Below are 13512 nucleotides of genomic sequence, written 5' to 3'. Positions count from 1 at the left end.
CGACCCGTAGCCCAGGAGTGCCCGTGTCATCCATCAGCAGCGGCCAATCCATTGTCAACGTCCTCCGAGGGGAAGGGACGACCCACGTCTACGGCATGCCGGGAGGCCACATACTCGGCATTCTCGATGCGGTCGCACGGACCGAAGGCATCAGGAGCGTGCTGGTGCGCCACGAGCACACAGCTGCCTCGATGGCCGCAGCACACGCCCAGCTCACCGGTGAGCCCGGAGTCGTCCTCGTCACGGCTGGTCCAGGCCTTACCAACACGCTGACCGCTGTCACCGAGGCCTACGTCGGAGCTCTTCCGATGCTGGTCCTGGCCGGACGTGGTTCCACCGAAACGGCGTATCGCGGCGCCAGCCAGGAGGTCTCCACCGACAAGATCTTCGCACCGGTGACAAAGTGGTCGGTTCGCGCGGATCGTGCGGACCTGCTGGCCGACATCGTCCGACAGGCTTTCGTCATCGCTCGCAGTGGCAAGCCCGGACCCGTCCTCGTAGACATCCCCCGTGACCTCCTAGCCCAAGAGGTGGAACCGCGAGAACGTATACCTGTCGGGCGTCCGTCGCGCGTAGGAGCTGACCCGGCAGTCGTCTCCAAAGCAGCGCGGCTACTCGGAGCGGCCGACCGGCCGCTCATCGTCGCGGGAGGTGGTGTCCTGGCCTCCGAGGCCACGGATGTCGTGCGACGTATCGCGGAGGTGATGTGCGCCCCCGTGCTGACGAGCCTCGCGGGTCGCGGGTCGCTACCGGACGACCATCCGCTGGCGGCGGGAGGCCTGGGCGCGCACCGGAACCCCGTCTCCAAGCGACTGCTCCAGGAAGCGGACGTCGTCCTCGGACTCGGAACACGTTTCGAGGAGATGGAGACGAACTGGCACCCCGGAGCCCTGCCTGCGAGCGGCGCGACCTATATCCAGGTTGACGTGGACCCCGAGGAGCTCGGCCGAAGCGTACCAACCCAGCTGCCCATAGTCGCCGACGTCGGCAGGGCCGTCGAGCAGGTTCTGGAGAAGCTCGAGGTGGATGTCGGCAAGCGCAACACCCGCGAGAGCGAGCTGTCGTTGAGCAGACAGCAGCTGGACATCCTGCGCCAGGAAATCGCCACGATGGCCGCGAGTAACGAGATACCGATCCACCCGGTCAGGGTAATCCGGGAGGCGCGGCAGGTCTTCCCACGCGACAGCATTGTCGGATTCGACGTCGGGGCGCTGGCCCAGCACATTGCTGGCGCTTTCCCGTACTTCGAGGTCTACGAAGCCCGGTCGACCGTCGTCCCGTCCAGCTTCTACGGGATGGGCTTCGCCGCCAGCGGGATCCTCGCGGCGAAGATGGTCCATCCGCACCGACCGGCTCTCTGCTTCGTGGGCGACGGATCCTTCCAGATGTCCATGGCCACGCTGCCGACGGCGACAGACCACCAGCTCGGAGTCACCTGGTGCATCCTGGACGACGGAGCTCTCGGTTCGATCTGGGATCTGCAGCACCACGCTTACGACGATCGGATCGTGGACACAGAGTTCTCCTTCCAACCAGACTTCGCGGCTTTGGCGCGCTCCTGCGGTGCTCACGGCGAGACGGTCGATGAACCTGCCGAGGTAGGGCCAGCGCTTCACCGTGCGCTGAAGGCCAACGCAGGTGGCGTACCCGCCGTCGTCGACGCTCGCGTAGCCCGCGTGAGGCTCAAGCAGACACGCGAGCACTACTTCGCGATTTTCCCACAGGAATGACCATGACGATTCGGTGGTGGCGGCTGTCGAGCGCTAATCGCCGTAAGACAACGACTTCGGTCGTCTGCCGGAGGTAGGTGTCCTGTCAGGCTCAGCCGTCGTAGTACTCCAAGGCCGGGAAGCCGATCGCAAGGGAAGTGCGGCAGCAAGTTTGCGCAGCGGAAGAACTGCAAGGCTAGGAGGTCGCCGCAGCAGTGCTATGCCGAGAGCACCTGTGGCGAACTCAGTCGTCTGGCGTTTGGCGACCCACCAGATCGTCCGACGGCGTAGGCATCCAGCACCGCGGCACCCTAGAGCTTGCCCCCCTTCTGGATACCTAGTGGTATCGGTCCGCCACAACCGGTCCCGTGCGGTCACGGTGAAGCGGCGCTAAACTAGATCCCCTCAGTGACAAACAGCCGGGCGGGTGCGTGTCCGTGCTGGTGGCGGGAGACACCTTGCAGGCCTACTTCGCTGAGCCGGGTAACCCGGATGCGCTCGCCGTAGGTGCTACGCGACTCCGCGTGAATTACACTGATCATCTTAGTCAACTTCCTGTTTCTGACGGCGCCCGATGATTCCTGCCCAGCCGCGCCGACGAGCGTTCCACCACCGGTGCGGGTGCGCGCCTCGATGAGGCGGGCGGGCTCTCGGCCTCGCGGCGGCGGAATCGGCCTTGGCCGTGCCGTGGGCGACCGCCGTGACGATCGTCGTCGGCCGTTCGTCGAACGGCGGCATGCAGACCAACTGGAGTCGTTTCGCCCCGCTCCCCCGGCAGGCATTCGGCGCGTTCTTCGTCAGCTGCTGATGCTGGTGTTCATCTCGGTCCTGGTGCGGCTGAACCTGACGCTCCCCGTCGTGCTGCTTGTCCTCAACGCCTGGACAACGCATATATGGCCGCTACATGTGCGGCAGGGGTCTGCTGTCCGTCGGGTTGCCGCCGGTGCGGGGCCTCGTCACCGCGACGCTTACGGTGCCGGTCTTGGAGACGCTGGCCCGGCGGTCGGGACGACACGTCGCCCACGGGTGCGCGGCGTCGTGGCAGGCGCCGTGGGGTGGCTTGCCTCGACGCGCTCGCTGCCGAGCGGTCCGGGTGGCGCCGCACATGCTGGATCTCCAGCGTGGAGAAGAAGTTCCGTCAGCGCGGTGACCTACGAGTCGCCGACTGGCCATCGAAGGCGGGATCTGTCCATCAAGCATTGCGCGAAGCGGATGGAGGTGGAGGTCCCGAGTTAAGGGGCGTCGCTTGCGGCGTTAGCACTACCGGCTGCGCCCCCGCCAAGTCGTCGCTGTATGTCCGTCGCAACGTGGATTGCTTGTGCAGTACACACGGCTTCCACAGGAACGACCGGGCGCGGGCGGTATCGTCGTCGACGTCGAACTCAGGTTGGTGACGTGATGCCAGAGCGCGGGTAAGTTTGTCCCGACCACGACCGCCGCCGCGTGTAACTCGCAGACCAGCACCAGGACACGGGCGGGGNAAGTTTGTCCCGACCACGACCGCCGCCGCGTGTAACTCGCAGACCAGCACCAGGACACGGGCGGGGCGGGGCGAAACCAGCGATGGACTCCGTCGAACACGCCGATGGTGACGACACACACCGACCAGTCGGTAGTGACCTTCCTCGGGTCCCCACCACATCCGATCGCCCGTCGTGAACGGCTGCGGTCATGGCTGGGCCGCCAAGTCCGAAGGGTGCTGGGCAAGCGGTGTGACGTCGATGGTGCGCAGTCCGCCCTTATCCGAGTGCGTCCCGGATTTCTCGTGCCGTCTGGATGACACGCTCGGCCGCGGCTTCCGGCGTGTGCGGTTGACCGAGGTAAACTAGGCCGACACTGAGGTCGGTGTGCTGGGGGTGTCCCAACGAGGCGGCCACCCCCCAGGTGCCCTGCTCGATCTGGTTGACGCTCATCGCCCAGCCACGCCGACGGGCATTGGCGACCTCGGCCATTTCTGACCTGCCTGGGGGCCGTGCGCCCAGGATGGCGAAGCCGGAGGCACCCTTGGTCAGCGGGCGCCTGCTTCCCGTGCGGTAGGAGATGTGGTAGGCGGCAGTGCGTGGCTCGACAACGAGGAGGGCGACGGCGTCCTCGCCGTCGGCGGTGGTGAGGTGGGCCGTCGCGCCCACGTCGTCGGCCAGGCGCTGCAACGCGGGTTGTGCGACGAGGCGGAGCATCGGTTTGACCAGGCGAGCAAGTTCGATGGGATGTGGCCCGAGTATGTAACGACCGCTGGCGCTTCGCGTCACGTATCCCCAGTCGGCGAGCGTGTTGAGGAGGCGTACAACGATCGTGCGGTGCGAGGACAGCCGGTCGGCGACCTCGGACACGGTCAGGCCTTCGGGTGCCACCGCGACCGCGTTGATGACTGCAAGTCCTCGGTCGAGGGTCTGCGACACGGCCCGACGATCACGGGCGGTGGTTGTTGCGTCCTCATTCGCGCTGGCCCGGGAGGACGAATCGGCCGTGTCAGCCATTGGGCTCATGATCCTGTCCGTGTACCGCGTTGCCCGCCGTCACGTGCGGCCTTGCCTGTCACGACCTCGTCAGGTGGCCGGCCGAAGCCGGTTCCACGGGCGGCGTTGATCATACTGGCGTCCAGCAGGAACTCTCTCGCCGCACGCGGGTCGGCGGCGGTCGCCGCCAGCCGCTCGCGGTCGGCCGCGCGCTCGTTCTCGTCGGTGCGCATGAGCATTTCGGTGTTGCGATGGCTCATGCGTCGCACGTGATCGAGGGCAACGGCCCGGCGGAGATCGGAATAGGTGCTCAGCTCGGCGTCGACCGCCTGCCGGGTCGCTGGCTTTTCCAGGAGCCGGACGAGGCGTGATGCCAGGTCGAAAGCATCCTGCAGGCCGCTGTTGAGGCCGAATCCGCCCATCGGGCTGTTGACGTGCGCAGCGTCACCGACCAAGGCGACCCGGCCGAGGTTGAACGTCTCGACGACACGCTGATGCACGTTGTACAACTGGTGCGCGAACAGGGAGGGTGCGACCGTGTGCACGTCGCCGAGGATTCTGCGCACGATACGCCGAAGGTTCTCCGGTGCAGTGACGTCGACGGCATCGACCTCCGGCCCGACCGGTACCAGCACGCGCCACACGTCCGGAATCCGTAGAAGCATCACGAACTCTTGCGGATCAGCGATGTAGTTGACGTAGCACAGATCCGGAATGTTTTGCTCGAACGGAAAGTCAGTGCTGATCAGGAGAAAACGCTGGTCGTAGGTCCAGCCCTCGAAGCTGACTCCGAGCAGCTTACGCACGCTGCTGCGCGCACCGTCCGCGCCGACGACAAAGGCAGCGTCGAGCCGCTGCCTGCCGCCGGGACCTGACACGACCACCGACACGGCGTCGTCACGCTGTTCGATGCCGACGACCTCAGTGCCGAGCCGTACCTCACCCAATCCGCTCGCATTGACCAGCTCAGTGGCCATTTCGACGAACTTGTACTGCTCCAGCTGCAATCGGAAGGGGTACGGGGTGTCGTCGCGTAGGACGGCGTAGTCGAACTCGGCGATCTTGCCCAACTGACGATCCCGGAACTGATAGCGATCAGCGATAAGGCCAGCGGCGATCATCTTCTCGCTGAGTCCCGTGGGGGCCAGCTGCTCGAGCGTGGGCGGGTGAAAGGTGGAGGCACGCCACTCCGGACTGATGTGATCGTTCTTCTCGACCACCAATGTGCGCACCCCGGCGTGGACGAGACGTACGGCCAGGCCGAGACCCACAGGGCCGGCGCCGACGATGACTACCGCTGGTTCGGCGTGGAGCTGCACAGTGCCTCTTTTCGGAAGATCCGCATTCAGGTCTGCGCGGACCGCATTGCGGTCGATAGTCCCGGAACCGTGGAGTGGAGTCAAGGTTGACGCCGCAGCTCAGCCGCCCTTAACCTCAACCGGAGCGAGCCGAGTGCGGTCACTGACGACCGATAATCGCTCACACAGAGGAGGCTGCCATGGCCGGATCAAAGAGGCTAGTCGCACTGGGCGCGGCCGGCGTACTCGCCTTCGCCGGGTGTGGCGTCGACCAGTCGCCGAGCGCGCAGGACGCCGGCGCGGATTACCCGGCCCGCCCTGTCACGATCACCGTTCCCTTCAGCGCCGGTGGGCCGACCGACACGACCGCCCGCGCCATGGCCGAATGCCTCGATGACGAGATGGGCCAGTCTTTTGTGGTGGAGAACCGACCCGGCGCCGCGGGGACGATCGGAACGGCGGAGCTGTCCCGGGCGGAGCCCGATGGGCAAACCCTCGGCATGGTGTCCACCGCGACCGCGGTCGCGGGTCCGGCGCTGCAGGACGATGTCACCTACAGCGTCGACGAATTCCAACTTCTCGCGCTGCTCGCCGAATTCCCCAGCGTCATCGCCGTCCACCCCGGCTCTAAATACCAAGGCATCGAGGACCTGCTGAGGGCCGCGAAAGTCAAACCGAAGTCGGTGACCGTCGCGGTGCCGGGCACGACGACCTTGTACGGAATAGAGGTCGATCGGCTCGCGACCGAATATGGGATCGAACTGGAGACCGTCCCCTTCGAGGGTGGTAGCCAGGCCCGAGCAGCCGTGCTGGGCAAGAACGTCGACGCCGTCTGGGACGCGGCATCACAGGACTTGGTGGACGCGATCGACCAAGGACAGTTCCGCGCCCTGGCGACTGGTGGGGCCGAACAGGTGGACTTCATCGACGCACCAACGCTCGCCGAGGCCGGTTACCCGAAGATCGTTCACTCCAGTACGCTATTCGCCCTTGCTGCCCCCGCGGGCGTCCCCGACGGCGTCGTCTCGGCGCTCGAGACCAGTATCAAGACGTGCGAGCAGGCCAAGTCCTACGTCAAGGTCGTCGGTGAGGAGTACGTGCCCGACACGTTCGTTGGCGCCAAGCGTCTTTCCGAGCGGTTCCACGACCTGGCCGATCTGTACGGCTCCTTCTGATGACCGAGCGGGACGCAACGCTCCGGGCACCGGCCCGCCGCGATCGTCGCGCCCACATCGCCCGGGCATTGAGCCTGACCACTCTCATCGTTGTCGCAGTGGCGGGGGGCTGGGAGGGTTGGCGTCTGGGCGTGTGGTCCACGGGGCGGCCGGGCCCGGGCCTGTGGCCGGTGGTCGTGTCCGCCGCGCTCCTGATCGCCGTGCTGGAGGCGTTCCGGAAAGAACACGACCATCAGGCCGAACCACTGCCGCACACCTCATGGCGTCGCGAACTGTTCGCCTTCAGCAGCCTGGCCGCCTACATCGTGGCTTTCGCATACCTCGGGGCGATCGTACCCACCGCGATCTTCCTGCTCCTGTGGTTGAGGTTCCTGGCTCGCGAACCCTGGACGCTGTCGATCGTGCTGGCTCTGGCCGGTACCGCCGGCGTCTATTTCATGTTCTCCGTCCTGCTCGGGATTCCCTTCCCGTCCGGACCGTTGACGTGAGCTAGGGCTGACCATGGACTGGAACGGTATCCTGCAGGGATTCGCGGTGGCGTTGGATCCCGCGAACCTCGGCTGGGTGCTCCTCGGGGTCGTCATCGGCACCGTCATCGGTGTGCTGCCCGGGCTCGGGCCCACGGCCACCATCGCCCTCCTGCTGCCCATCACCTACGGGCTGGACCCCGCCTCGGCAATCATCCTGCTCGCCGGCATCTACTACGGATCCATGTACGGGGGCACGATCACCGCGGTCCTGCTGCGCGTGCCCGGCGAGGCTGCGAGCGTCGTCACCGCGATCGACGGTCACCAGATGGCTCGACGCGGCCGCGCAGGCCCAGCGCTCGGAATCGCCGCGGTCGGCTCGTTCATCGGCGGCAGCGTAGCCACCATCGCGTTGTTCTTCCTCGCCCCCACCTTCGCCGCCCTCGCTCTGCGTTTCGGCCCGCCGGAGTACGCGATCCTGGCCAGTGTCGGGATCTTCCTGGCGTGCTTTCTCGGTACTGGGTCCGGCATCCGCTCCCTCGTCTCAGCCTGCCTGGGGCTCCTGCTCGCCACGGTGGGCCGCGACCCGATCACCGGCGACAGCCGCTATACCTTCGGCGACGTCAACCTCAGCGGCGGCCTCGACCTCGTCGCCGTCGCGATGGGGCTGTTCGGACTGGGCGAACTGATCTTCCACGTCACGCAAACACGCAGCGCACAGGCAGTGACCACCCGCATCAAACGCATCATGCCGGCACGAGACGACTTCCGACGCGCCCGCGGCCCTATCGCGCGAGGCTCCATCCTCGGCTTCGTGATCGGCGTCCTGCCCGGTGGCGGCGGAGTCGTCTCCTCCATGGCCTCCTACGCCACCGAGAAGCGGATCAACAGGCGCAACCAGGCTGAGTTCGGCAAGGGCGCAGTCGAAGGCGTCGCCGGCCCCGAAACGGCCAACAACGCTTCGTCCACGTCCGCCTTCGTCCCCCTACTGACCCTAGGCATCCCACCGAACGTCGTGCTGGCCGTCATCTACGGCGCACTACTGCTCCAGGGGATCACTCCCGGACCCAACCTCGTCACCGAACACCCCGAAGTCTTCTGGGGCGTCATCGCCTCGATGCTCCTCGGCAACCTCATCCTGCTCGCCCTCAACCTGCCCCTGGTCGGAATCTTTATCCAGATCCTCAGAGTCCGCGCGGGCATGCTGGCCTCCTTCGCCGTCGTCATCACCGCCATCGGCGCCTACAGCGTCAGCAACAGCATCTTCGACATGTACGTCCTACTCGCCTTCGGCATCCTCGGCTACATCATGCGACTCATCGGCCTCGATCCAGCCCCACTCGTACTCGCCTTCGTACTCAGCCCACTGCTCGAACAAGCCGTGCGGCAATCAATGCTTATCTCCGGCGGCGATCCCACCATCTTCGTCACACGCCCAATAGCACTCACGATGATCGCTGCCATGGTGCTCATCGCACTCGCCACCACCTGTACCCGTCGCTACAACCGACGACAATCCCGAACTGAGCCCGCGCGATCCCAACCGCCTGGCGGAGAGCGATAGAAGGAATCAATAAGTGGTGTAGAGGAAGTCACTGGGCCGTTCGCGGCGCGGGACGCTACCCGCGTGGCCGGGTGCGTGCCGACAGGGCGGGCATATTGTGCAGGAATCCTGGCGCCGGGTCGTCGGCGGTCTCGCGTAGTTTGCTGGCGATCCCTTCGGCGGCGGTGGATAGCCGGGGAGCCAGCCTGGGTAGGTCGGCGCGGACGGAATGCACGACGACGCCCAGCGAAACTGCGGGAGTCGCGACCGGGCGGGGCACGGGCACGGCGACCGAGCAGGAGACCAGCGTCATCTCCTCGTTCGTCAGCGCGTAGACGCGGCCAGTGGTGGCATCGAGCTCGCGCAGCAGCGTGCCGCGTTCGCTGATCGTATGGCGGGTATAGCGGGGCAGCGGGCGCTGGCAGTAGGCCTCGATCACGGCCGGTGCTCGACGCATTGGAGGCCGACCGCTTCCACAACGGCGACATGCTGAGTTGTCAAGCTCTGGTCCGCGCCTACGACGAGGACGTGCGGACGCTCATGCTCGCGAGCGTCGACACCGCCGAGCTGATTGTGTCCAAACACCTGCTGAGCGACGCACGCCGCATCTACCTCCCGGGGAGCCTCACGTCCGCCGATTGCCGCGCCCTGCTCGATACGTACGTCGGCGATGAGAACGCGAATCCAAACTACCTGCAGCTGATCGCGACCTCTCGCGTCGACAGCGCTCTCGGCATTGACGCCAAACTCAAACTCAAGGCACGGCGCGCCTACGACAAGTTCACGACCAACTTCTTCGCCACGAATCAAGGCATGAAGACCGGTGTCGAGATCTCGATCTCCGACACGCAGGTCGAGGACGTCGTGTGCTCGATCGAAGGCATGGTCGCCAAGTTGTCGTACAGCCGCGCGTGGCTGGCGGACAATCTCGACTACCCGACGATCTTGAATAATTCATCTACCTGTTCGAGTGGACCACGTGGGGCATGCTTCTTTCGTTGCCGTCGTACCCGAGCGAACTGGGCCTGATGGAGCGGATCATGATGAGCGGGAAGGACGAGTACGTAACGGGCGCGGCGTTCCGCATGAAGGACCAAAGCTCGCTTCTTCAGACGCACATGTACCGCCAGTTCCTACTTGCCCAAGGCGTCGACATCGAAGCCATCATTGCCTGGTTCTTCACCGACTACCTCAAAGAAGAGTTCGGCGCGGACCACCTGAGGTTCGCTCCGCCCAGTGAATCTTCGACGTATCTGGAGAAGTGTCGGCACCTATTCTCGGAAATGGAGAGCGTGCTCAAGCAGTTCAGGCTTTACGCAGAGAATGGTGAACTCGACTGGGACCTGCTGTCCATGACATCCGAGCAACTCATCTACAAGCACATACCGAGCACCGTACCGGGCAAGTACGTATACGTCACTGACCACAACGACATCCGCAGCATCCAGTATCTGCTGTTCTCAGACCAGTCCCACCTGAGCTACATCGACGAGCAACTCAAGGCCAACAGCCTCGCTGAACTCCTGCTCAGCAACCACGTCACCTACGACAAATTCGACGACCACCAGAGGTCCGGCATTGACCTTCTCCTAAGCCATGGCGTGCTCATCAACGACGACTCCCAGATCAACCTGGCCAGCGCAGCCCAGTATCTCGCGCTCAAGGAACTCTGGGACGACGACGCAGGCAACTACTGGCACCACTCCCCGGACGGGCGCGCCGCTATCAACACGATGGTCGCCGATGGCTGGTTGGAACGCCGATCAACATTGCTCACCACGTCCGAAGCGGACTACATCAACTACTTCCTCAACCAATCAGGCCCCACCGGAGGTCCTGACCTTCGCAACCGCTACCTGCATGGATCGCAAGCTGACGGCGACGACAACGCCGTCCACCTCCAGACGTACCTCATCGCGCTCCGCCTGCTGATTGCGATCGTCATCAAACTGAACGACGAACTCTGCCTGCGCGCACAGACGCAGAATCCGTGACCTGCAGAGCCTGGACCGGCTCTCTGGACACTCCGATGAATTGGTCCGGGCAACACTACCGGTCATCGCGGCATCCATTCCGGAACCCCGACAACCCTCGCGACCCCTGTGCTGTCCGCGTGCACATCACCATCACAGCCGTCGAACCACGCAGCAGCACGAGGACCACGGCGACGAGCCCTTGACGCCCCATCAAGCCGACAGCCGCAGCCGTGTGGTTAGGTGTGCAATCGCCCCTCGGACACGCACACTATCCACTCGTGGAGAGGCCGTCACGTCGACGGCCTCTTTTTCGTGGTCGTACCGGAGTTCCAGGCACAGCGCCGCGTACAGCTCGGCCAGCTTGTCCGGCTCCCGCCCGACAGGGCGGTCCGGACGTCACCGAGCGAATCGACCATGGCGTGATCTCGGCCTCGCTCAGTGTGTCCGGCTCGCGCGTGTTGTCCAGCGCAGCTGCGCGTTCGCCTTGTCGGCTGCGCCTGGTTGATCGCATCCTGGAACCGCCGCAACTTCGCCTGCGCATCCGCCAACCGCCTCCGCGCCTGCTCGGTATCCACCTGCCGCGTCGGTGCGAGCCTTTGCCGGCTGCGAGCGCGAACATCACAACTGCGGTGAGCGCCGTCCAGTCGATGTCGGCCGGGCTGTGTTCGGCCCGGCTGCGGTGATTAAGTCAATCGCTCGGGCAGTGATCGAGCGATTGTTGCGGCAGCCGCTCGACTCACCGCACCATACACAGAGGCGGGTGGACACTCCCATCCACGCTCGTCACAGCGGCGAACCTGGTGACTGGTCCAGTAGTGCCCGATCGGACGATCGCGGTGCTAGGCATCACGCCGCTTCACCCCACGTCTATGGGCGTCGGTTCGCCCGGTCGGGCTTCCTGGACGGCGTGGTGCAGGGCAGTGACGAAGGCTGTGGTGGCGGGGGGATCCGGTGGGTCGCCGTAGCTGGCCAGGTAGACGCGGCGGCGGAAGTCGTCCAGCGCGGTGGCCTTGATCCCGGGCGCCCGGTGGGCGCGCAGGGCCATCCCAGGCATGGTTGTCACGCCCATGCCGGCGGCGACGAGCGCCTGCTTGACGATGGGGTCGTCGCTGGTGTAGGCGATGTGGGCGATGAAGCCAGCCCGCTGGCACGCCTCGAGGAACTCGCGGCGGCAGTTCTCGCAGCCGTCGATCCAGTCCGAGTCGCGATGGTCGGCCAGCGTCTGTCCGGGCTCCAGGCTGAGCAGGTGCATCGGATCGTCGAACAGGTGGGTGACGCGGACGTCATCGGGGGTCGTGTCGTCGTAGCGGAAGATGATCGCGGCGTCGACCTCCCCGGCCCGCAACAGGTCCAGCGCCACCTGCGGGTGGGCCTCGGTCAGCCGCATCTCGATGCCCGGGTGCTCGCGGCTCAGCACCGCCGCGGCGGGCGGGACGAGGGTGGCGAGCGCCGATTGGAAGCCCGCGACCCGAACCCGGCCGGTGCGCAGGCCCACCATCGCGGACAGTTCCGCGGCGGCGGTGTCCACCCGGCCGATGATCTCGACAGCGCGGCGGGCCAGGTGCTCGCCCTCCGGGGTGAGCCGGATGCCCCGGCCGACCCGCTGGACCAGCCTGGCCCCGGTCTCAGCCTCCAACCTGGCCAGATGGCGGCTCACGGCGGGCTGGGAATAGCTCAGGTGCTTAGCCGCCTCGGTGACCGAGCCCTGTGAGGCGACCGCCGCGAGAACCCGTAACCGCAGGATGTCCAGCATGCATCGAGGATACGCATGTGTTCACCCAAGTATTGGCATTGGACGGCATGAGTCGGCGCACGAGACGCTGTTCAGGACGAACCCGCTGTGCGAAGGAGGACGCGGCCATGACCCGCTCACTGGCGACGCTCACCGATCTCGTCGCGGCCGTGCGCCACGCCGTCGACGTGCGGACTGGCTGGACGGACACCGCGGACCTGGTCGCCGACCAGCTCCGCGCGCACCTGCCCGGCCCCGAGATCATGACCCCCGACCAGCGTCTCGGCTCGCCCGACCGGGTCGCCGGCCACCTCCTGCACGCCGAAACCGACGGCACGTTCTCCATCCTCGGCCTGGTCTGGCGCCCCGGTCAGACCACCCGGATCCACGACCACATCACCTGGTGCGTCGTCGGCGTGCTGTCTGGTGTCGAGCACGAGGAACTGTTCGACGACGCGCTCAACCCGATCGGCGCGCGGGACAACCCGCCCGGCGAGGCCAGCGGCTTCGCGCCGCCCGGCGACATCCACCGCATCCGCAACGTCAGCGACGAGACTGCCATCAGCCTGCACATCTACGGCACCGACATCTCCCGCGTGGGCTCCAGCGCCCGCCGCTTCTACAATTGAGGAGCTCGAATCATGGACCAGAACGCCATCGACGAGGTGCTGAACCACCCGCTCAGCCAGGAACTGCTGGCCCGCGACCTGGCCCGACTGGCCTTCGTCGCGCTCGACGGCACGCCGCGGTCAATCCCGATCGCGATCCACTGGAACGGCTCGGAGATCGTCATGTGCACCTCGAAGAACGCGCGGAAGCTGGCGATGCTGCGCCGCAACCCGGCGGTCGCGCTGACGATCGACACCGAGTCGCACCCGCCGAAGGTCCTGCTCATCCGCGGTCAGGCGGAGCTGGATGTCGTCGACGGCATCCCGGACGAATACCTGCAGTTCAACGGCACCTACGAGATGACGCCGGAACAGCGCGCCGAGTGGGAGGACGGCGTGAAGGCGCTCTACGACGGCATGGTCCGGATCGTGGTGAAACCGACGTGGGCCAAGCTGATCGACTTCGAGACCACCCTGCCCACCAACATCGAGGAACTGATGCAGCGGCAGCAGGAACGCCAGCGCGCCTGACCACACCCCACGGAACC

At 65.8% G+C, this 13512-nt stretch carries 12 protein-coding genes; 8 read left to right on the top strand and 4 right to left on the bottom strand.

The genetic code is table 11. From position 1 onward, the window contains the following. Positions 1–23: 23 nt before the first annotated feature. A complete protein-coding gene (locus tag JAP66_RS27470) occupies positions 24–1730 on the top strand; it encodes a thiamine pyrophosphate-binding protein (protein ID WP_199434752.1) in 1707 nt (568 codons plus the stop codon). Positions 1731–3448: 1718 nt separating this feature from the next. On the opposite strand, the gene JAP66_RS27465 is transcribed toward JAP66_RS27470, so the two are convergent. Both JAP66_RS27465 and JAP66_RS27460 read right to left on the bottom strand, forming a co-directional pair. Further along, entirely contained in the window at positions 3449–4186 is a 738-nt protein-coding gene (locus tag JAP66_RS27465; protein WP_199434751.1) for an IclR family transcriptional regulator, read from the bottom strand. A gap of 5 nt (positions 4187–4191) precedes the next feature. Beyond that, positions 4192–5484: an FAD-dependent monooxygenase gene (locus tag JAP66_RS27460; protein WP_199434750.1), complete on the bottom strand. Its 1293-nt coding sequence runs from the start codon at positions 5482–5484 to the stop codon at positions 4192–4194. A 179-nt stretch (positions 5485–5663) separates the two neighbouring features. Here JAP66_RS27460 and JAP66_RS27455 point away from each other — a divergent pair, with 179 nt between their 5' ends. The 3 genes from JAP66_RS27455 to JAP66_RS27445 are packed head-to-tail and all read left to right on the top strand — an operon-like array spanning position 5664 to position 8669. Next, complete coding sequence (locus JAP66_RS27455) at positions 5664–6638, top strand: tripartite tricarboxylate transporter substrate binding protein (RefSeq protein ID WP_199434749.1); 975 nt, start codon at positions 5664–5666, stop codon at positions 6636–6638. Further along, entirely contained in the window at positions 6638–7126 is a 489-nt protein-coding gene (locus JAP66_RS27450; protein ID WP_199434748.1) for a tripartite tricarboxylate transporter TctB family protein, read from the top strand. The genes JAP66_RS27455 and JAP66_RS27450 overlap by 1 nt, the downstream gene beginning before the upstream one ends. Before the next feature lie 13 nt (positions 7127–7139). Continuing rightward, on the top strand, positions 7140–8669 hold the full coding sequence (locus JAP66_RS27445) for a tripartite tricarboxylate transporter permease (protein WP_199434747.1): 1530 nt from the start codon (positions 7140–7142) through the stop codon (positions 8667–8669). Positions 8670–8724: 55 nt separating this feature from the next. On the opposite strand, the gene JAP66_RS27440 is transcribed toward JAP66_RS27445, so the two are convergent. Further along, complete coding sequence (locus JAP66_RS27440; RefSeq protein WP_199434746.1) at positions 8725–9105, bottom strand: IclR family transcriptional regulator domain-containing protein; 381 nt, start codon at positions 9103–9105, stop codon at positions 8725–8727. Between JAP66_RS27440 and JAP66_RS27435 the strand changes: the two genes are divergently transcribed. Continuing rightward, positions 9093–9677 (top strand): hypothetical protein, encoded by a 585-nt coding sequence (locus JAP66_RS27435; RefSeq protein ID WP_199434745.1) that lies wholly within the window; start codon positions 9093–9095, stop codon positions 9675–9677. The two genes, JAP66_RS27440 and JAP66_RS27435, sit on opposite strands and share 13 nt — an antisense overlap. After that, complete coding sequence (locus JAP66_RS27430; protein WP_199434744.1) at positions 9635–10642, top strand: hypothetical protein; 1008 nt, start codon at positions 9635–9637, stop codon at positions 10640–10642. The genes JAP66_RS27435 and JAP66_RS27430 overlap by 43 nt, the downstream gene beginning before the upstream one ends. Before the next feature lie 838 nt (positions 10643–11480). Here JAP66_RS27430 and JAP66_RS27425 read toward each other — a convergent pair. Then, positions 11481–12377, bottom strand: coding sequence for a LysR family transcriptional regulator (locus JAP66_RS27425; protein ID WP_199434743.1), 897 nt, complete (start codon positions 12375–12377; stop codon positions 11481–11483). Positions 12378–12484: 107 nt separating this feature from the next. On the opposite strand from JAP66_RS27425, the gene JAP66_RS27420 reads away from it, so the two are divergent. Together JAP66_RS27420 and JAP66_RS27415 are read left to right on the top strand one after the other, a co-directional pair. Next, the gene (locus tag JAP66_RS27420; RefSeq protein WP_199434742.1) at positions 12485–12985 is read left to right on the top strand and encodes a cysteine dioxygenase family protein; all 501 of its coding nucleotides are present in this window, start codon (positions 12485–12487) and stop codon (positions 12983–12985) included. Between the two features lie 12 nt (positions 12986–12997). Continuing rightward, complete coding sequence (locus JAP66_RS27415; RefSeq protein ID WP_199434741.1) at positions 12998–13495, top strand: pyridoxamine 5'-phosphate oxidase family protein; 498 nt, start codon at positions 12998–13000, stop codon at positions 13493–13495. Positions 13496–13512: the final 17 nt, after the last annotated feature.

Origin of the sequence: Qaidamihabitans albus (assembly GCF_016464705.1) — a bacterium.
In the GTDB taxonomy this organism is placed as follows: Bacteria; Actinomycetota; Actinomycetes; order Mycobacteriales; family Pseudonocardiaceae; genus Qaidamihabitans; species Qaidamihabitans albus.
This window is presented reverse-complemented; position numbering and strand designations above follow the sequence as displayed.